This window comes from Ruegeria sp. BI12, from assembly GCF_056537985.1.
Genome location: NZ_JBQFSL010000001.1, coordinates 1003358 through 1020805 on the forward strand (window position 1 = coordinate 1003358; position 17448 = coordinate 1020805).

20 protein-coding genes are annotated in these 17448 nt (G+C 58.8%); 17 read left to right on the forward strand and 3 right to left on the reverse strand.

Annotated elements, in window-relative coordinates; translation table 11 throughout:
* Positions 1–51: 51 nt before the first annotated feature.
* Positions 52–1278 carry a cytochrome b/b6 domain-containing protein gene (locus ACR0AK_RS05210; protein WP_480792606.1) on the reverse strand — a complete coding sequence of 409 codons (1227 nt, stop codon included), beginning with the start codon at positions 1276–1278 and terminating at the stop codon, positions 52–54.
* 161 nt (positions 1279–1439) lie between these two features.
* Between ACR0AK_RS05210 and fabD the strand changes: the two genes are divergently transcribed.
* From fabD to mltG, 7 genes are all read left to right on the forward strand, one after another.
* Complete coding sequence (gene fabD / locus ACR0AK_RS05215) at positions 1440–2378, forward strand: ACP S-malonyltransferase (RefSeq protein WP_480792607.1); 939 nt, start codon at positions 1440–1442, stop codon at positions 2376–2378.
* A 42-nt stretch (positions 2379–2420) separates the two neighbouring features.
* Positions 2421–3158: a 3-oxoacyl-[acyl-carrier-protein] reductase gene (gene fabG / locus ACR0AK_RS05220; protein ID WP_170564603.1), complete on the forward strand. Its 738-nt coding sequence runs from the start codon at positions 2421–2423 to the stop codon at positions 3156–3158.
* A 209-nt stretch (positions 3159–3367) separates the two neighbouring features.
* Positions 3368–3601 carry an acyl carrier protein gene (locus ACR0AK_RS05225; RefSeq protein WP_005982462.1) on the forward strand — a complete coding sequence of 78 codons (234 nt, stop codon included), beginning with the start codon at positions 3368–3370 and terminating at the stop codon, positions 3599–3601.
* A gap of 140 nt (positions 3602–3741) precedes the next feature.
* On the forward strand, positions 3742–4281 hold the full coding sequence (locus ACR0AK_RS05230; protein WP_480792608.1) for a GNAT family N-acetyltransferase: 540 nt from the start codon (positions 3742–3744) through the stop codon (positions 4279–4281).
* A 123-nt stretch (positions 4282–4404) separates the two neighbouring features.
* Positions 4405–5148 carry a 1-(5-phosphoribosyl)-5-[(5-phosphoribosylamino)methylideneamino]imidazole-4-carboxamide isomerase gene (locus tag ACR0AK_RS05235; RefSeq protein ID WP_170564597.1) on the forward strand — a complete coding sequence of 248 codons (744 nt, stop codon included), beginning with the start codon at positions 4405–4407 and terminating at the stop codon, positions 5146–5148.
* A gap of 193 nt (positions 5149–5341) precedes the next feature.
* Positions 5342–6607: a beta-ketoacyl-ACP synthase II gene (fabF, locus tag ACR0AK_RS05240; protein ID WP_170564594.1), complete on the forward strand. Its 1266-nt coding sequence runs from the start codon at positions 5342–5344 to the stop codon at positions 6605–6607.
* Positions 6608–7768: an endolytic transglycosylase MltG gene (gene mltG, locus ACR0AK_RS05245; protein ID WP_170564591.1), complete on the forward strand. Its 1161-nt coding sequence runs from the start codon at positions 6608–6610 to the stop codon at positions 7766–7768.
* 45 nt (positions 7769–7813) lie between these two features.
* On the opposite strand, the gene ACR0AK_RS05250 is transcribed toward mltG, so the two are convergent.
* Positions 7814–9076, reverse strand: coding sequence for a DEAD/DEAH box helicase (locus tag ACR0AK_RS05250; protein WP_480792609.1), 1263 nt, complete (start codon positions 9074–9076; stop codon positions 7814–7816).
* 265 nt (positions 9077–9341) lie between these two features.
* Here ACR0AK_RS05250 and ACR0AK_RS05255 point away from each other — a divergent pair, with 265 nt between their 5' ends.
* Positions 9342–9605 (forward strand): hypothetical protein, encoded by a 264-nt coding sequence (locus tag ACR0AK_RS05255; RefSeq protein WP_480792610.1) that lies wholly within the window; start codon positions 9342–9344, stop codon positions 9603–9605.
* 470 nt (positions 9606–10075) lie between these two features.
* Complete coding sequence (locus ACR0AK_RS05260) at positions 10076–11446, forward strand: DNA-packaging protein (protein WP_480793635.1); 1371 nt, start codon at positions 10076–10078, stop codon at positions 11444–11446.
* A gap of 64 nt (positions 11447–11510) precedes the next feature.
* On the opposite strand, the gene ACR0AK_RS05265 is transcribed toward ACR0AK_RS05260, so the two are convergent.
* Positions 11511–12095 carry a dihydrofolate reductase family protein gene (locus ACR0AK_RS05265; RefSeq protein ID WP_480792611.1) on the reverse strand — a complete coding sequence of 195 codons (585 nt, stop codon included), beginning with the start codon at positions 12093–12095 and terminating at the stop codon, positions 11511–11513.
* 246 nt (positions 12096–12341) lie between these two features.
* On the opposite strand from ACR0AK_RS05265, the gene ACR0AK_RS05270 reads away from it, so the two are divergent.
* From ACR0AK_RS05270 to ACR0AK_RS05305, 8 genes are all read left to right on the forward strand, one after another.
* Complete coding sequence (locus ACR0AK_RS05270) at positions 12342–13502, forward strand: phage portal protein (protein ID WP_480792612.1); 1161 nt, start codon at positions 12342–12344, stop codon at positions 13500–13502.
* The gene (locus tag ACR0AK_RS05275; RefSeq protein ID WP_480792613.1) at positions 13495–13713 is read left to right on the forward strand and encodes a GTA head formation protein, RCAP_rcc01685 family; all 219 of its coding nucleotides are present in this window, start codon (positions 13495–13497) and stop codon (positions 13711–13713) included. The genes ACR0AK_RS05270 and ACR0AK_RS05275 overlap by 8 nt, the downstream gene beginning before the upstream one ends.
* A gap of 26 nt (positions 13714–13739) precedes the next feature.
* The gene (locus ACR0AK_RS05280) at positions 13740–14285 is read left to right on the forward strand and encodes an HK97 family phage prohead protease (protein ID WP_438826361.1); all 546 of its coding nucleotides are present in this window, start codon (positions 13740–13742) and stop codon (positions 14283–14285) included.
* A 34-nt stretch (positions 14286–14319) separates the two neighbouring features.
* Complete coding sequence (locus ACR0AK_RS05285) at positions 14320–15498, forward strand: phage major capsid protein (protein ID WP_480792614.1); 1179 nt, start codon at positions 14320–14322, stop codon at positions 15496–15498.
* 169 nt (positions 15499–15667) lie between these two features.
* Positions 15668–16267, forward strand: a complete 600-nt coding sequence (locus ACR0AK_RS05290) for a head-tail connector protein (protein WP_480792615.1) — start codon at positions 15668–15670, stop codon at positions 16265–16267.
* Complete coding sequence (locus ACR0AK_RS05295; RefSeq protein WP_170564559.1) at positions 16264–16602, forward strand: head-tail adaptor protein; 339 nt, start codon at positions 16264–16266, stop codon at positions 16600–16602. The genes ACR0AK_RS05290 and ACR0AK_RS05295 overlap by 4 nt, the downstream gene beginning before the upstream one ends.
* The gene (locus ACR0AK_RS05300; protein WP_480792616.1) at positions 16599–17012 is read left to right on the forward strand and encodes a DUF3168 domain-containing protein; all 414 of its coding nucleotides are present in this window, start codon (positions 16599–16601) and stop codon (positions 17010–17012) included. Before ACR0AK_RS05295 ends, ACR0AK_RS05300 begins: the two co-directional genes overlap by 4 nt.
* Positions 17013–17032: 20 nt before the next feature.
* Entirely contained in the window at positions 17033–17446 is a 414-nt protein-coding gene (locus tag ACR0AK_RS05305; RefSeq protein ID WP_480792617.1) for a phage major tail protein, TP901-1 family, read from the forward strand.
* Positions 17447–17448 lie beyond the last annotated feature (2 nt).

Here is a 17448-nt window from a genome sequence, read left to right on the forward strand (position 1 = left end):
AGAAACCGCCGGGACCGTCAGGCCCCGGCGGTTTTTTCTGTTCGACTGTCTTTACTCAGCCTGAGTGGCTGTCAGTTCGACGGCGACTTTGACTGCAAAAGCCAGCGAGTCTTCGGTCGGTTGTGACGTCCCGACATCATAGTCCAGTCTGTTCAACTCCAACTCTCCCTGCATCTTCGCCGTCCCATCTTGCAGGTCCAGTTCGAACGGTAGGACAACGTCCATGGTTTTGTCCCGGATGGTCAATGTGCCGCGCGCCTCATAAGCCAAATCTGTTTTGAACAGATCCGCTGTGAAGTTCGCGGTTGGAAACTGAGCGCTGTCAAAGAAACCTGTACCCAGTGCTTGCTGTGTCACCGTGCCAAGGGTCAATGAGCCGATCGCGATGGTCACATCGACGGATCCCGCTGGTCCGGGATCCGCCGGCTCGTCAAACGTGATTGCTGCAGTCCAATCGGAAAACGCTCCACTCACAGGGCTACCCAACTGGGTGATTGTTATGGTCAGATTACCGTCCTGGACCTGCCAGTCGGATTGGACGGCTTCCAGTTCGGCAGATGCATGATCGCCGGACGAATGAGCCGAATATGCGCCGTCGAGCCACCCAATGCCCAGAGCCACTGCCCAGATAGCAATTGCAGCCACGACCGGCGCAGGCGAATGCCATTGCTGTGGCGGTTCCGGCAGATCGACCCGTCCAGGCAGCATACGGCGCAGGGTGCTGTCCTTGTCGATCACGTGGTGCTTAAGGGCTCCGGCAATGTGCAATACTAACGCGCCCACCAGCACCAGCATCAGAACCATGTGCAAGCCTCCGGTCGCTTCGGCCAGCGCGGGGGATTTGGGAACAAAGGGTAGATTCTGACCAAATGGCCAGAGGATCGGCGCAAACCCCTCGGTGGCGGCGTGGTGAATCCAGCCAGTCAGAGGAACCAGAACGAGCGACCCGTAGAGCAGCCAATGCACGGTTTCGGCGGCAAATACCTCGGGTTTGTTTTCCGCATTCAGTAGTCCGGGCTTTGGCTGGCTGATCGCCCACAGGATACGGGCAAGTGCCACGAAGAAGACTGTGACACCGATTGTCTTGTGCAACGAGAAAAGCTGCGCAGCTTGTTGCAAGTCTTCCGGTGTCGTTGGAATTGCCGGATCCTCGATCGCGTGTGCCAGCTGGTTTGCAAACCATCCAATCGGAAGGGCCGTCAGAATAAGCAAAGCCGTCAACCAGTGGAACGTTTTTGAAACGCCTCCATAGCTTTGGGCGGTGTTGGCAAGGGACATTGGTTTAGGACTCCGATCTGTTTGCTGTGACCACCCTAAATGCAGCGGAGGCCGACACAATAGCCTCTGACGCACAGAATGCGTGTCAGGATGCAGAGCTTGTGCCGCTCGTTCACTCGGTTTACACCCCATCGCAACCTAACGTCATCCAAGAGGTTGCAATGACACGCGCGTTCGTTTTTCCGGGGCAGGGCGCCCAGACCATCGGTATGGGCAAGGCACTGGCCGAGGCCTACCCGGCTGCACAGGCTGTTTTCGACGAGGTCGATGAAGCGCTGGGTGAAAAGCTGAGTGACCTGATCTGGAATGGTGACATTGCAGACCTGACCCTTACGCAGAACGCACAGCCCGCATTGATGGCAACCTCGATGGCCGCGATGCGTGCATTGGAAGCCGAAGGTGTAGCCGTCACGGATGCTGCGTTCGTAGCGGGGCACTCGTTGGGGGAATACTCGGCGTTGGCCGCTGCTGGCGCGCTATCGGTTGCTGATACGGCGCGTCTGCTGCGCACCCGTGGTCAAGCGATGCAAAGCGCTGTGCCAGTTGGCGAAGGCGCGATGGCCGCCATTCTGGGGCTGGACCTTGAGGCCGTGCGCGCAGTCGCAGAAGAGGCCGCGCAAGGTGAGGTCTGTCAGGCCGCGAACGACAACGATCCTACTCAGGTCGTTGTTTCTGGCGCAAAAGCAGCCGTGGAACGCGCCGCCGAGATTGCCAAGGAAAAAGGCGCAAAGCGCGCTGTAATGCTCCCTGTTAGTGCTCCGTTCCATTGTGCGCTGATGCAGCCTGCTGCCGATGTGATGGCAGAGGCACTGGCCGCGGTGGAAATCAAGGCTCCGGCGGTTCCGCTGATCGCCAATGTGCGGGCTGAGGCTGTCAGCGACCCGGACCTGATCCGTCAGTTGCTGGTCGAGCAGGTCACCGGTTCAGTGCGCTGGCGCGAGAGCGTGCAGTACATGGCGACGCAGGGCGCCACCGAGACTTGGGAGATCGGTGCAGGCAAGGCGCTTTCGGGGATGATCCGCAAGATCGACCGCGCGATTGCTGGCAAGGCTGTCGGCACGCCGGATGACGTGCAGAATGTGGTTAAGAGCGAATCATAAGAGCAATGTGCAACGCAAGTTGCGCTGCAAAAGGAAGATCGAATGTTTGATTTGACAGGTAAGAATGCGTTGATCACCGGTGCATCCGGCGGGATTGGTGGTGAGATTGCGCGCGTGTTGTACGGTGCGGGGGCCACGGTTGCGTTGTCAGGCACACGTGTCGAACCGCTCGAGGCACTGGCCGCCGAGCTGGGTGAGCGGGCGCATGTCCTGCCGTGCAACCTGAGCGACGGTGAGGCCGTTGCGGCGCTGCCCAAGCAGGCGGCCGAGGCGATGGGCTCAGTTGATATTCTGGTCAACAACGCCGGGATCACACGTGATAACCTGTTCATGCGCATGTCGGATGATGAATGGCAAAGCGTGATCGACGTGAACATGACCTCGACTGCCAAGCTGTGCAAAGGCGTTCTGCGGGGCATGATGAAAGCCCGTTGGGGTCGGATCATCAACATCTCGTCCGTGGTTGGCGCCACCGGCAACCCCGGTCAAGCGAACTATGCCGCGTCCAAGGCGGGTATGGTCGGTATGACGAAGTCGTTGGCCTATGAAGTTGCAAGTCGTGGGATCACTGCTAACGCGGTTGCACCTGGCTTCATCACCACAGCCATGACTGACAAGCTGACCGACGATCAGAAATCGGGCATTTTGGGACAAGTTCCCGCCGGTCGTATGGGCGATGCGTCGGAAATTGCTGCGGCAGTTCTGTATCTTGCCAGCCCCGAAGCCGGATATGTTACCGGAACCACCTTGCATGTTAACGGCGGTATGGCCATGTTGTGAGCGCGGACAGGGGCAGGTGCGAAAGCGTTTGCCTCGCGCGTTGTCTATGCTATAGGCGGCGCATAAATGCTGGGGTCGACCAAATGGTCGGCCTTCTACTTTCCCGGTCATCCGGGACCCAACCGCCCGCACCGGGCAAATCAAAGCCAGCCTGAGCGGGCAAGGGCAGAACCGGGCACTAGGCCCTGAAAACGGAATGAGGAATAGACATGAGCGACGTCGCAGATCGCGTTAAAAAGATCGTTGTTGAGCACCTGGGTGTTGAAGAAGACAAAGTGACAGAAAACGCGTCCTTCATCGACGATCTGGGCGCAGACAGCCTGGACACTGTTGAGCTGGTTATGGCCTTCGAAGAAGAGTTCGGCATCGAAATCCCTGATGACGCAGCCGAGACCATCCAGACATTTGGCGACGCCGTCAAATTCATCTCGGAAGCTTCCTAATAGCTTCGAAATAGTTGAAAAGCGGCGCTTCCGGGCAACGGAGGCGCCGTTTTTTTGTGCCTTTCCCAATTCTGGCTTGCAAGGTGCCGTATTCGTTCGCAACCTTTTACCCGAGGCACATAATTCAGAGCGGGAAGGGCATGATAAGATCCACCCCGATGATCAATACGGCCCGTTTGACGCTGAGCGGCATGCGGCCAGAGGATTTCAACCGGTTCGCCGAGATTTGGCGTAACCCATGCATTGTGCGACATATCGGCGGCAAGCCGCGGTCGCGCGGTGAGGCGTGGGATTCCTTCCTTCGCAATGCGGGCCACTGGCAAATGGCCGGGTTTGGCCAATGGGCCGTGGTTCAGCAGTCGAATCGGCAGATGATCGGTCAGGCGGGATTCTTTTACGGCAACCGATCTGTTGGCGAAGATTTCGACAATTTCCCCGAGGCAGGATGGATTCTGGTCCCTGAGGCGCAAGGGCAGGGATTGGGGCTGGAAGCAGCACAGGCTGCCCATGACTGGTTTGATCGGATCATGCCCGGGCCATTAGTCGCTATGGTGAATTCGGAAAACCTGGCTTCGCAAAAGCTTGCGGACAAGTTGGGTTACATTCCAATGCGTGAATGCGCGTTCAACGGCAGCGACGTTACGCTGCTGCGCCGCAACGGACCTCCACCGCGCCACTGACAATTTGAGACTTCCTGAATGCCGCAAACCGGCCGTAGTTTGCCGATCCTGGTAAAATCGGGCTGATTATCCGCGTGTATGGTACTCTGGATTTGCAGAGCGATTGAGCGGAGGAGAATGCTCATGAGGATTTACCCCACGATGGAATTGCAGAACGGCCGGTGTGTCACACTGGACAAGGGCCGTCTGGACGACGCGATGATCTGGCATGTGAATCCGACGGACACGGCACGCAGTTGGTCTGCGGCTGGTGCCACGTGGATGCACCTAACGGATTTCGACGCAATCGAAGGCCGCGATACCAACGCCGAGTTGGTTGAGGAAATCATCCGCACGTCTGAGATGTCGGTGCAACTGGCCGGCGGTATGCGGACGCGAGAACAGGTCGAGTACTGGATCGACAAGGGCGCAGGGCGGATCGTGATTGGCACGCTGGCGGCCTGGGATCCGAATCTGGTTAAGGAACTGGCCAAGCTTTACCCGGATCAGATCGTTCTGGCCGTGGATGTCTGGCAAGGTCAGGTCATGACCGAAGGTTGGCGCAGCCAAAGCGCGTTTACCCCCGAAGCCTTCATCGAAGCCTTCAAAGGAACGCCCTTTGCAGCGATTCTGGTAACCGATATCGACAGCGATATCGAAGATGTTGACGCGCAGCTGGGTCTGATCTCCGGTCTCGCCGAAGCGTCACGGACGCCGGTTATCGCCAGCGGTGTCGTTCGAACCTCGGACGACATCTCGCGTCTGGCCTATGTGCACAACATCTCGGGTGCTTTGGTCGGGCGGGCTTTGTTCCGCAAAACGATTGACTTGGCGGATGCTATTAACGTCGCCGCGCATGCCCACGAGCCGGTCGCTGAGTTCCAGTAAATCTATGCCACAAGATATTGCCCCGGCTCTTTCAAATCTGCGAAAGGGTCGGGGCAATTTGTTTCGGCACAACCCGCACCGGCGGACGGCCCGGCGAAATGGTGCCGGGATGGAATGTGCCGTTGCTCTTGCCCCCGGACCCCGGGCCGGGGTATGAGCGGTTCTCAAATAGGAAGCAGGCAAGAGGCATTTCATGCGCAGAGTCGTTGTAACCGGTCTGGGATTGGTCACTCCTTTGGCCAGCGGGGTCGAGGAATCTTGGTCACGGCTGTTGGATGGGGAATCCGGCGCGGGCCCGATCACGCAGTTTGATGCCGAAGCAAGCGGTGTCACCACGACCTATGCCTGCGAAGTACCGCGCGGCGATGGAACCGACGGGACGTTTAACCCAGACGATTGGTTGCCACCTAAAGAGCAGCGGAAGATCGAAGACTTCATTCTGTATTCGATCGCGGCAGCCGATATGGCGTGCCAAGATGCCAACTGGCTGCCTGAGGATGAAGAAGACCGCCTGCGTACGGGTGTGTTGATCGGTTCGGGTATCGGTGGATTGGGCTCGATCGCTGAAACAGCGAACCTGATCCGCGATAAAGGTCCGCGCCGTGTGTCGCCATTCTTTATTCCCGGAGCGCTGATCAACCTGGCATCCGGTCAGGTGTCTATCCGCCACGGGTTCAAGGGGCCCAACCATTCGGTCGTGACAGCTTGTTCGACCGGTGCGCACGCGATTGGTGATGCCAGCCGCATCATTCGTGCAGGTGACGCGGACGTCATGGTTGCCGGTGGCGGTGAAGGCTGCATCTGCGAGATCGGTATCGCTGGTTTCAATGCGTGCAAAGCGCTGTCGACAAAGTATGCAGACGACCCGAAGAAAGCCAGCCGCCCGTATGACGTGGACCGTGATGGCTTTGTCATGGGTGAGGGGGCAGGCATCGTGGTTCTGGAAGAATACGAGCACGCCAAGGCCCGTGGTGCGAAGATTTACGCCGAAGTCTTGGGCTATGGCATGTCTGGCGACGCTTATCACATCACCGCGCCGTCCGAGGATGGCGATGGTGCCGAGCGGTCAATGAAAGCCGCTTTGCGTAGCGCGGGCCTTGAGCCTTCGGATCTGGATTATATCAATGCGCATGGCACATCGACCATGGCTGATACGATCGAACTGGGCGCGGTAGAGCGCCTGTTGGGCGATCACGCCGGCAAGGCCACCATGACCTCAACCAAATCGGCCACCGGTCACCTTTTGGGTGCGGCGGGCGCGATTGAGGCAATTTTCTCGATTCTTGCGATCCGGGATCAGGTGGCCCCGCCAACGATCAACCTGGACAATCCTGCCGTTGAAACTCCGATTGATCTGGCACCCAACGCCAAACGTGAGCGTGAAATCAACGTGGCGTTGTCGAATTCATTCGGATTTGGCGGCACCAATGCCAGCGTGATTTTCGGAAAGGTCAGCTAAATGTTGCGGGCTCTTGCTTCGAATGCGCTGACCCTGCTGATTGTTGGCTTGTTCCTGATGGGCGGGCTGGTTGTGTGGGGGCAGTCGCAATACAAGGCCGAGGGTCCACTGGAAACCGCCATCTGCCTGCAGGTCAGGAGCGGGTCGAACATGACCCGCGTCAGTCAGCAGCTTGAGGATGACGGAGCCATCAGCAGCGCCATGATCTTCCGCATGGCAGCGGATTATTCAGATAAATCGCAGCAGCTTAAGGCCGGCAGCTTTTTGGTTCGTGAAGGTGCGTCGATGGAGCAGATCATCGACGAAATCACGAGCAGCGGTGCCAGCACCTGCGGGTCCGAGATTGAGTACCGTATTGGTGTCACGCGCATCCAGACGCGAGTGCGTGAACTGGACCCGGCGACACTGGAATTTGTCGAAATCGCTTCGTTTGATGTGACCGACGAGGAAATCCCTGCTGAATACACCCAAAAGCGTGAAGAGGCCGACACTCGGTATCGTGTGTCTGTTGCCGAAGGTGTTACGTCTTGGCAAGTGGCTCAAGGACTGCAGTCCATTGAATCTCTGACAGGCGAGATTGCCGAAATCCCTGCAGAGGGGATGCTGGCACCTGACAGCTATGAGTTGGCACCGGGCGACGACCGGACCGCTGTTCTGCAGGCGATGCAAGACAAACAACAGTTGCGCATCAATGCAGTGTGGGAAAACCGCCAAAGCGACCTGCCCATCAGCAGCCCGGAAGAAATGCTGATCCTTGCATCGATTATCGAAAAGGAAACCGGTGTTCCCAATGAACGTGGGCAGGTTGCAAGCGTCTTTGTGAACCGGCTTGAGCAGGGTATGAAGCTGCAGACGGACCCGACCGTCATCTATGGCGTCACCAAGGGGCAGGGTACGCTGGGTCGCGGCCTGCGTCGTAGTGAGCTGCGTCGTGCAACACCTTGGAATACTTATGTGATTGACGGTTTGCCGCCGACGCCAATTGCCAACCCAGGTCTGGCTAGTCTTGAAGCCGCGGTTGCACCGGAAGAGACCAATTTTGTCTTCTTTGTTGCAGATGGAACCGGAGGGCACGCGTTCGCGGAAACGCTTCAGGAACACAATCGAAACGTCGCCAAGTGGCGCGAAATCGAGGCGGAGCGAAACAGTTCAAGCAATTAAGAAATAAGGGCCGGGTCTAAAATGCGGCCCTTATTGTTTGAACGTTTATGCAGCAGGGCGCCTACGTGGACGGCGACGCTTGGATGGTGCAGGTTTTTGTCCGGCGTTCGCTGCCTTTGGCTTGACCCCGCGTCCGCGGAAGCCACCGCGGTTGCGCGGCTTTTTAGGCTCTGCATGTTCTGGCATGGTGCCGCTTGCCACCGGGATTTCAATTTTCATGAGTTTCTGAATCTGGCGGAACTGATCCAGCTCATCTGGGGCGCAGAATGCAATGCCTTCACCTTCGCGCCCGGCCCGTGCGGTCCGGCCGATGCGATGAACATAGTTGTCCGGCACCTCGGGCAGGTCATAGTTGATTACATAGGCCACGCCTGGAATATCGATACCTCGTGCGGCTACGTCTGTGGCGACAAGCACATTGATTTCGCCTGCGCGAAACGCCTTGATTGCCCGGTCGCGCTGTCCTTGGCTTTTGTTGCCGTGAATTGAAGCAGCGTTAAACCCGTCTTTTACAAGGTCCTTCATCAACCGCTCTGCACCGTGCTTGGTCCGTGAAAAGACCAAAGTCAGCGCGCCCATATCTGCCGACAGGATTTCGCGCAGTTTAGCAGGTTTCTCGGCCCGGCTTAAGAAGTGCACGGACTGCGCGATCTTATCGGCCGCCTTGCCCGGAGGTGATACCTGTACACGGTGTGGGTTGGTCAGGTAGGCTTGGCTCAGTTCTTCCATCTGCTTGGGCATAGTTGCCGAAAACAACATGGTTTGACGTGGGGTACCCAGCTTGGGCGCGATTTTGCGCAAGGCATGGATGAAACCCATGTCCAGCATCTGATCAGCCTCGTCCAGAACCAAGTGGCGTACCTGACCAAGGTCGACCGCCTGGCGTTCCATCAGGTCAATCAAACGTCCGGGCGTGGCGACCAGAATATCGGTGCCGCGCGACAGGAATGAAATTTGTTTTCCGATCGACTGACCTCCGACCACAGTAGCTACGCGTAGCTTGGTGTTGCCGGTCAGGTTGCGCAGGCTGTCTGCAATCTGATTGACCAGTTCGCGGGTGGGGGCAAGGATCAGCGCCTTGGCGGTTTTGGGCGCGGGTTTACCGGGCTGTGCCAGCAGGTGGTCGATCAGGGGCAGGCCGAAGGCCAGAGTTTTGCCGGTGCCAGTCTGTGCCAGACCGAGGATATCGTGACCATTCAGCGCCAGCGGAATGGCCTGGTTTTGAATTGGGGTCGGTTGCGAAAAGTTAGCGCGTTTCAGCGCGTCATTCAGGGCTGGTGCAAGCCCCAGCATGTCAAAGTCGAACAAGTAACTATCCTTTATAGTCCGCAAGCCGGTGGCCGCGCGAACGAGAAGTGACTGGCCACGCAGTACGTGACCGGCAAGGGTTCCGCGTGACCTCGGGACGTGCAGGCGAACCCTGCGCCATCCGGTCGTCGCGTCAAGAACCCTGCGTGAAGGGGAACTGGATGTTATGGGCGCTGTGGGGCAGATGTGCCCGTCGATGCTCACGCGTCAGCGCTTGAATTTGGTGGGCAGATGACGGGTATCCGGGAAAAAGTCAAGTTCGATCATGAAAAAGCCGAATTCTGTTGTGGAGCTCGCCAATGCAGTCGAAGTCTTTATGGAGTGTCAGGTTTTTGAAAAGCGAAGCGTTTCAGGCGCCCAGAAAATGAAGGAAAACAATCGCGCGCAACACCTTTCAGTGGCAAAATCTGGATCACTTCGATTTGACCCTGCCCAGCTTCGCGCTTGTTCGCAAAAATACAGTCAATACCGGGCAAAGAGAGTTTTTGATGTCGCCGATTGGGGGCTCTTGTGTGTTGTCGAGGATTGAAGGCAAATGGCGCTTGCAATGGGTAGGTCTTAAGATTGGGTTACCCGATCGCGCCTTTCGTGTTGCGGGCGTGTTGCGTAAATCATTGACTTTACGTGATTAATATCGTACTTATTGTGCCATGCTAGAAGAAGTGGGCAACGGCCCCGGGGAAACCCGGCGGCCGTTTTTCGTTTCTCTCGTGCGGAAAAACTCACGCATGAGGTCACAGGCAAACATGACTTTGATTACCCCGGAAGAGCGGATGTCCCAGACGGCAGAACTATTGCAGTCGCTTGAGACGTCCATTCGCGGTCTGCGCAAAGCAGCGGAAGAACTGCGGAGGCAGATCGGCGCCGGGGAGGATGCAGATCTTGCTGGTACAGGCAAGCAACTCGGGCAGATAGAGGGGCTGATCCGAAGTTGTCAGAAAGTGGAGACAAGCTTTGTCGAACAACATCACAGACAAGCCGGAATTGCCCAAGGGGGCTATGCGCTCGACCTTGATCGGGCACGATCTGAGATCGGGTGCAGGCTGGCTCGCCTCCGCGCCTGCTGCGGTGCAAGACAGATTTCTGAGTGAGATCGGGGAGGGGGGGCTGTGTGCCCTCCCTTTCCTGTTCGAGTTCTGGGCGCTGCCACATCAGTTGCCGCCCGAGGGCGACTGGCGGTCTTGGGTCATCATGGGCGGGCGCGGTGCAGGTAAGACGCGGGCCGGGTCTGAATGGGTGCGGTCCATGGTTGAGGGGGCGAAGCCGCTGGATCGGGGTGAGGCCAGCCGTGTGGCATTGGTCGGTGAGACATTTGATCAAGTGCGCGATGTGATGATCTTTGGCGATAGCGGGATATTGCAGTGCTCACCGCCGGATCGTCGGCCTGTGTGGAAGGCGTCGGAACGCAAGCTGGTCTGGCCCAACGGGGCCGAGGCGCAGGCGTTTTCGGCGCATGACCCAGAGGGGCTGCGCGGGCCGCAGTTTGACGCGGCCTGGGTGGATGAACTGGCCAAGTGGAAGAAGGCTGGCGAGACCTGGGATATGCTGCAATTTGCGTTGCGGTTGGGGGAGCAGCCTCGGGTCTGCGTGACGACCACTCCGCGGAATGTGAATGTTTTGAAGGAGTTGCTGGCGTCGCCCTCTACCGTGCAGACCCATGCGCCGACGGAGGCGAACCGGGCCAATCTGGCGGACTCCTTTCTGGAGGAGGTACATGCGCGCTATGCGGGTACGCGACTGGGACGGCAGGAACTGGACGGGGTGCTGCTGTCGGATGCCGAGGGCGCGCTGTGGACGGGATCGATGCTGGAGGCGGTGCGGTGCGCGCAGGTGCCGGAGTTGGATCGGATCGTGGTCGCGTTGGACCCGGCGGTGACGGCGGGATCGGATGCGGATGCCTGCGGGATCGTGGTCGTGGGCGCTCGGGTGCAGGGGCCGCCCGAGAAATGGCGGGCGTTCGTGCTGGCTGACCGGACGGTGCAGGGCGTTGGCCCGGCGGGCTGGGCGCAGGCAGCGATTGATGCGATGGATGCGTTCGGGGCCGAACGGCTGGTGGCCGAGGTCAATCAGGGCGGGCAACTGGTGGAACAGGTCGTGCGGCAGGTGGACCCTCTGGTGCCATATCGCGCGGTGCGGGCCTCACGCGGCAAGGTCGCGCGGGCCGAACCAGTTGCGGCATTGTACGAGCAGGGGCGAGTAGCCCATGTGGCCGGGTTGGACGCGTTAGAAGAGCAGATGTGCCAGATGACCGCGCGCGGGTTCGACGGTCAGGGCTCGCCCGACCGCGTCGACGCTCTGGTCTGGGCGCTGCATGAGTTGGTTGTGGGGCCTGCGGGGGCGTATCGGCGGCCTAGGGTAAGGGCGTTGTGAGATGTTTTTGGCTTCAAACCTAGATGCCGAACGACTGAAAGCATCCTGTTCTATTGTTGCTGCGCTAGACGCAAAAGTCAGCTTTTGGAAACGCCTTTTCAATACTATAGCGAAACTGGATATAACCGCTCGGGCAGGCGACTGCCTGCGCGTCAGTTAGAGTGACATCTCGGAGAGTTCTTCCGAACAATGGTGTTCCATCGCCGATCAGGATCGGCATTTGGGTTATGGTGATCTCGTCAAGTCGACCGAGGTTGATAAAATTCTGAATAGTCTTGCCGCCGTCGACATACGCACTCTGATAGCCTTCAGCCTCAAGCCTATCCAAGAGTGCTGTCAGGTCGCCTGAATACAGTTCGATTCTGTTTTTCAGATTGGCTGGGGGCGTTTGAAGCGTTTTGCTTAGCACAACAATCTTTGTTGTTCCGTAGGGCCACTGATCGGGTGGCAGATCAAAGCTGCTGATCATTTCCATGCATTTGCGACCCATGATCATGCAATCGATGGTCGCAAAGTAGGTCGCAAAGTCGATGTAGCTCTCGGCCATGCCAGCCTCCGGGTTGCCCGCGGATTCAAGCCAGTCAACACTGCCATCAGCACGGGCAATAAACCCGTCTGCGCTTGTTGCGATATATGCGCTGCACTTCATGATGACCTCCTTGGTTTTTTAAACAACTCAAAGGATGCTGTTTGTTACCTAACTTGATAGCAGACATTCGTTCCAACGGACATTTCGGCAGCTTCGTCCGCAAAAAAGGCAATTTGAACTCAATGCAAAGCTAGAGTGAAGTGGGCGTTGCCAAACCCGCGTCCGCTTCGTTCCCGAGGCTTAAACTTCTTTCCGTCATAACTCCTTTCAACAAGCCGGGCAGAGCGGCGGCAGAAAGGAGCACAGATGGTATTCGATTTCTTGCGTCGTGGATCGGCTGAAGCAGCGCCCGAGGCAAAGGCGAGCGCGGCGGGGCCTGTGGTGGCGTGGCAGACGGGTGGGCGCGTGGCGTGGAGCCCCAGGGATGCGGTGTCGCTGACGCGGACGGGGTTTTCGGGTAACCCGGTGGGCTTTCGCTCGGTCAAGCTGATTGCCGAGGCGGCGGCGGCGTTGCCCTTGGTGTTGCAGGATCAGGTGCAGCGTTATGATGCGCATCCGATCCTTTCGCTGATGCGCCGTCCGAATGCGGCGCAGGGGCGGGCGGAGTTGATGGAGGCTCTGTTCGGACAGTTGCTGTTGTCGGGCAATGCTTATGTTGAGGCGGTTCAGGCCGAAGAAGGGCTGCCGGTTGAGCTGCACGTCTTGCGCTCGGACCGGATGAGCGTGGTGCCCGGGACGGATGGGTGGCCCAAGGCTTATGATTATGCTGTGGGCGGCAAGAAGCACCGGTTTGCGGCGGAAAACATCTGCCATATCAAATCGTTCCACCCGCAAGATGATCATTACGGGTTCTCGCCAATGCAGGCGGCGGCGACGGCGATCGATGTGCATAACAGCGCGTCGCGGTGGTCGAAATCGCTGCTCGATAATGCGGCGCGGCCTTCGGGTGCGCTGGTGTGGAAGGGTGACGGCCATGGGGTGATGGCCGAAGACCAGTTCCGGCGTCTGTCGGATGAGATCGAACAGAACTATCGTGGCGCGCGCAATGCTGGTCGTCCAATGGTTCTGGAAGGGGGACTGGATTGGAAGCCGATGGGGTTCTCTCCGTCCGATATGGAGTTTCAAAAGACCAAGGAAGCCGCCGCCCGCGAGATCGCGCTGGCCTTTGGGGTCCCGCCGATGCTGCTGGGGATCCAGGGCGACGCGACCTATTCGAACTATCAGGAGGCCAACCGGGCGTTTTATCGCCTGACCGTGCTGCCCCTGGTGACGCGGGTGGCGGCGGCGGTGTCGGAGTGGCTGGTGGGCTTTACCGGTGAGGATCTGATGCTGAAGCCCGATCTGGATCAGGTGCCCGCGCTTTCGGCGGAACGGGATGCGCAATGGGCGCGGGTCAACGGGGCAGAATTCCTAACGGATGCCGAGAAGCGTGCTTTACTGGGGCTGCCGGAGCGCGCCGATGGGTGACGGGTATCCTCCGTTTGAATGCGCGCCTGGCCTGCGTCTGGCCGCGCACGAACGGGTGGCCGAAATCCAGCATGCGCATTTGTGTCGGCGATTGGATCAGATTGAAGAGATGATGGAGCGGTTGGAGAAACGGTTGTGGTTGACGGTCTATGGCGTGGTGGCCGTGATCCTGGCGCAGGCATTTCAATCCATTCTGGTGGCAACGCCATAAATTCACATGTTTACGAGGGTATGTTCATGGAATTGGAGCACAAGTTTGCGCGGTTCAGCGATGGGTTGTCGGTGACCGATGATGCGGTGATTGAAGGTTATGCCAGCCTGTTCGGGCAAGTCGATCAAGGTAGCGACATGGTGCAGCGTGGTGCGTACCGCACTTCGTTGGCGGAGCTGAAGGCGGCAGGTCAAAGGGTCAAGATGCTGTGGCAGCACGACCCGGCGCAGCCCATCGGTGTATGGGATGACGTGCGCGAAGACGAGCGTGGGCTGTGGGTTAAGGGACGTATGTTGGAAAGTACGCAAAAAGGCCGTGAGGCCGCGGAACTTATCCGGGCGGGAGCAATTGACGGCTTGTCAATTGGCTATCGCACCAAGAGGGCCGTGAAAAATGAAAAGGGCCAAAGGGTCCTGACTGAACTGGAGCTGTGGGAAGTCTCACTTGTGACTTTTCCGATGCTGCCCAGTGCGCGGGTAGCGGCAAAAGGGACGACCCCGGACGCCGAAGACACCCTGCGCAGTATTGCCGAGGCGTTTGATCACGCTCGGCTGGAGCTGGCGCGAACCTAGCGCGCCTCAAACCCACCCAAACAAGGAAGTTCTGATGAGCAAGACCGAGACCCCGGCCTTGACCGGAGAGGGTGTGCCCCTGGTTCAGGAGGTGAAGCAGGCGATGACTGGCTTCGTGAACGAATTCAAGGGCCTGAAGGCTGAAGTTAAAACCAAATTGCAACAGACAGAAGAGCGACTGACTATGCTGGATCGTAAATCAACCATTGCGGCGCGCCCGCGTCTTGCGGCCTCGACCCTGGACGGAGCCCCGCATCAGAAGGCATTTGACGCCTATGTGCGGTGTGGCGACGATGACGGCTTGCGCGGTCTGGAGATGGAAGCCAAATCGCTGTCCAGCGCGGTCAACAGCGATGGCGGCTATCTGGTCGACCCACAGACTGCCGATATCATCAAGTCGGTTTTGAAATCGACCGCGTCGATCCGCTCGATTGCGTCTGTGGTGAATGTCGAGGCAAATTCGTTCGACGTGCTGATCGACCACACAGACATGGGTGCAGGCTGGGCCGACGAAAACGCCGCCGCGAGCGAGACGGCGACACCGTCGATTGATCGTATCTCCATTGCGCTCCACGAGTTGAGCGCGTTGCCCAAGGCGTCGCAGCGCCTGCTCGATGACAGCGCCTTCGATGTAGAGGGTTGGCTGGCCGGTCGTATCGCCGACAAGTTTGCCCGTGCCGAGGCGGCGGCATTCATCTCTGGCGATGGGGCCGACAAACCAAAAGGTATTCTGGACCATGCCAAGGTCGACAATGATGTCTGGACCTGGGGCAATCTGGGCTATGTCCCGACCGGCATTGATGGCGGTGTCGATGCGGATGCGATTGTCGATGTGGTCTATGCGTTGGGCGCGCAATATCGCGTAAATGGCACCTTCGTGATGAACTCGAAAACTGCCGGTGTCATCCGCAAGCTGAAAGACAGTGATGGTCGCTTCTTGTGGTCGGACGGTCTGGCTGCGGGTGAGCCCGCGCGTCTCATGGGTTACCCGGTGCTGATTGCCGAGGACATGCCGGATGCGGGCACTGACAGTTTCTCGATTGCCTTTGGTGATTTCCAAGCCGGGTACACTATTGCGGAGCGCCCTGATCTGCGCGTCTTGCGCGATCCGTTCAGCGCCAAACCACACGTTCTGTTCTATGCGACCAAGCGCGTCGGCGGCGACGTGAGCGACTTTGCCGCGATCAAACTGGTGAAATTCGGCACTGCCTAAGCGGTGGCGGATCCGGGGGGTCATTGGCCCCTCGGGCGCGGGCGCGGGCCGGGGTGAGATCCCCTGCGTTGTCTAGCTGCTCCCCTCCGTCCGAGCAACGTGGGGTGGCGCGTGCCCGTCATTTTCCTGAAGTCGGCCCCGGAGGGGTCCGAGATTGCGGAGTGAATGGATGATGTTGATCGAAGAAACCGCCATCGCGGATGCGGCGCTGCCGGTGGATCAGTTCAAGGCCCATCTAAGGCTGGGCACAGGTTTTGCCGAAGATGATGTGCAAGACGATGTTCTTAAGGGATTTCTGCGCGCGGCGATCGCGGCGATCGAAGCGCGCACCGGCAAGGTGCTGATCGAGCGGGATTTCTCATGGAGTCTGAACATTTGGCGGGACCAGTTCGGTGAGGTGCTTCCGGTGGCTCCGGTCACCGAGGTTAGAACTGTGACGTTGGTGGACGCAGAAGGTGGGGAGTCCATCGTTTCTTCGGATATGTACCGGTTGGAAAAAGACGTTCAGCGCCCGCGGTTGCGCCCTATGGGGTCATTGATGCCAAAGATGCCCAGTGGGGGGGCTGTCAGGGTCGACTTCACCGCTGGGATGGCGGGTGATTGGGGCAAGTTGCCTGCCGATCTGGGGCAGGCGGTGCTGCTGTTGGCTGCGCACTACTATGAGTACCGTGATGAAACGGCGCTGGGTGCGGGGTGCATGCCATTCGGTGTTACCAGCCTGATCCAACGCTATCGTACGGTTCGGTTTGGCGCTGGGGTGATGCAATGAAGTCGCCGCGATTGAACCGAAAGCTCGTGCTGGAAGCGCCGGTGCGCGTGGCAGATGGCTCTGGCGGATACAACGAGACTTGGGCAATTCTCGGCGCAGTGTGGGCCGAGGTGACCGCGCGCAGCGGGTCTGAGCGGAAGGTCGCAGGCGTCCCCGTATCACGGGTTGGATATCGCATCGTCGTCCGAGGCGCGCCCCTGGGGTCAACCATGCGGCCATCGCCAGATCAGCGCTTTGCAGATGGCACGCGCCGCTTTGTAATCCGCGCTGTCGCCGAGCGCGACCCGCGTGGCCAGTTCCTGACCTGCTTCGCGGATGAGGAGGTCGCAGCATGAGCTATGGCGTTTCGGCCGCCCTGCAGGCGGCGGTGTTCAAACAGATTTCAGAAGATGTGCAAGTCAGCAGTTTGTCGGCGGGCGCAATCTATGACGCGGTTCCAGCCGGCGCTGTCCCACAGACTTATGTGACCTTGGGACCGGAAGAAGTTCGTGACGCTTCTGATCAATCGAGCGGAGGCGCGGTGCACCGGTTTTCGGTTTCGGTTGTCTCAGAGGCTGCAGGTTTTGGGGCTGCCAAAACCCTGGCCGGTGCGGTGTGTGACGCGCTGGATTGCGCCACACCCACCCTCGACCGCGGACGCATCGTGGGCCTGTGGTTCGAGCGCGCCTCTGCCAGACGCACCGGGACAGGAGGCGCGATCCGCCAGATCGACCTGAGATTCCGCGCGCGCGTGGAAGACGAATAAGCAATCAACGGAGAGAGCAAATGGGTGCCCAGAACGGCAAGGACCTTTTGGTCAAAGTGGATATGAACGGCAGCGGTCTGTTCGAAACGATCGCGGGGCTGCGCGCCACGCGGGTCAGCTTCAACGCGGAAAGCGTGGATGTCACAAGTCTGGAAAGTCAGGGTGGCTGGCGGGAACTTCTTTCAGGGGCTGGGGTCAAATCGGCGTCAATCTCAGGCTCGGGCGTGTTCAAGGATGCAGGCACGGATGAGCGCGCGCGGCAATTGTTCTTTGATGGTGAGACGCCCGATTTTCAGGTGATTATTCCCGATTTCGGTATTGTTGAGGGCGCGTTTCAGGTGACCGGTATCGAATATGCGGGCTCGTATAACGGTGAGGCGACATATGAGATGAGCATGGCCAGCGCCGGCGCGCTGAGCTTTACGGCACTGTAATC

What these genes read in the sequence shown, in the direction of transcription:
- ACR0AK_RS05300 (WP_480792616.1), top strand. Translation starts at nt 16,599, where the DNA reads ATGAGCTATGGCGTTTCGGCCGCCCTGCAGGCGGCGGTGTTCAAACAG.
- fabD (WP_480792607.1), top strand. Translation starts at nt 1,440, where the DNA reads ATGACACGCGCGTTCGTTTTTCCGGGGCAGGGCGCCCAGACCATCGGT.
- ACR0AK_RS05285 (WP_480792614.1), top strand. Translation starts at nt 14,320, where the DNA reads ATGAGCAAGACCGAGACCCCGGCCTTGACCGGAGAGGGTGTGCCCCTG.
- ACR0AK_RS05305 (WP_480792617.1), top strand. Translation starts at nt 17,033, where the DNA reads ATGGGTGCCCAGAACGGCAAGGACCTTTTGGTCAAAGTGGATATGAAC.
- ACR0AK_RS05295 (WP_170564559.1), top strand. Translation starts at nt 16,264, where the DNA reads ATGAAGTCGCCGCGATTGAACCGAAAGCTCGTGCTGGAAGCGCCGGTG.
- ACR0AK_RS05280 (WP_438826361.1), top strand. Translation starts at nt 13,740, where the DNA reads ATGGAATTGGAGCACAAGTTTGCGCGGTTCAGCGATGGGTTGTCGGTG.
- ACR0AK_RS05230 (WP_480792608.1), top strand. Translation starts at nt 3,742, where the DNA reads ATGATAAGATCCACCCCGATGATCAATACGGCCCGTTTGACGCTGAGC.
- ACR0AK_RS05255 (WP_480792610.1), top strand. Translation starts at nt 9,342, where the DNA reads ATGAAAAAGCCGAATTCTGTTGTGGAGCTCGCCAATGCAGTCGAAGTC.
- ACR0AK_RS05260 (WP_480793635.1), top strand. Translation starts at nt 10,076, where the DNA reads ATGCGCTCGACCTTGATCGGGCACGATCTGAGATCGGGTGCAGGCTGG.
- ACR0AK_RS05290 (WP_480792615.1), top strand. Translation starts at nt 15,668, where the DNA reads ATGATGTTGATCGAAGAAACCGCCATCGCGGATGCGGCGCTGCCGGTG.
- fabG (WP_170564603.1), top strand. Translation starts at nt 2,421, where the DNA reads ATGTTTGATTTGACAGGTAAGAATGCGTTGATCACCGGTGCATCCGGC.
- ACR0AK_RS05265 (WP_480792611.1), bottom strand. Translation starts at nt 12,095, where the DNA reads ATGAAGTGCAGCGCATATATCGCAACAAGCGCAGACGGGTTTATTGCC.
- ACR0AK_RS05235 (WP_170564597.1), top strand. Translation starts at nt 4,405, where the DNA reads ATGAGGATTTACCCCACGATGGAATTGCAGAACGGCCGGTGTGTCACA.
- ACR0AK_RS05275 (WP_480792613.1), top strand. Translation starts at nt 13,495, where the DNA reads ATGGGTGACGGGTATCCTCCGTTTGAATGCGCGCCTGGCCTGCGTCTG.
- ACR0AK_RS05270 (WP_480792612.1), top strand. Translation starts at nt 12,342, where the DNA reads ATGGTATTCGATTTCTTGCGTCGTGGATCGGCTGAAGCAGCGCCCGAG.
- fabF (WP_170564594.1), top strand. Translation starts at nt 5,342, where the DNA reads ATGCGCAGAGTCGTTGTAACCGGTCTGGGATTGGTCACTCCTTTGGCC.
- mltG (WP_170564591.1), top strand. Translation starts at nt 6,608, where the DNA reads ATGTTGCGGGCTCTTGCTTCGAATGCGCTGACCCTGCTGATTGTTGGC.
- ACR0AK_RS05225 (WP_005982462.1), top strand. Translation starts at nt 3,368, where the DNA reads ATGAGCGACGTCGCAGATCGCGTTAAAAAGATCGTTGTTGAGCACCTG.
- ACR0AK_RS05210 (WP_480792606.1), bottom strand. Translation starts at nt 1,278, where the DNA reads ATGTCCCTTGCCAACACCGCCCAAAGCTATGGAGGCGTTTCAAAAACG.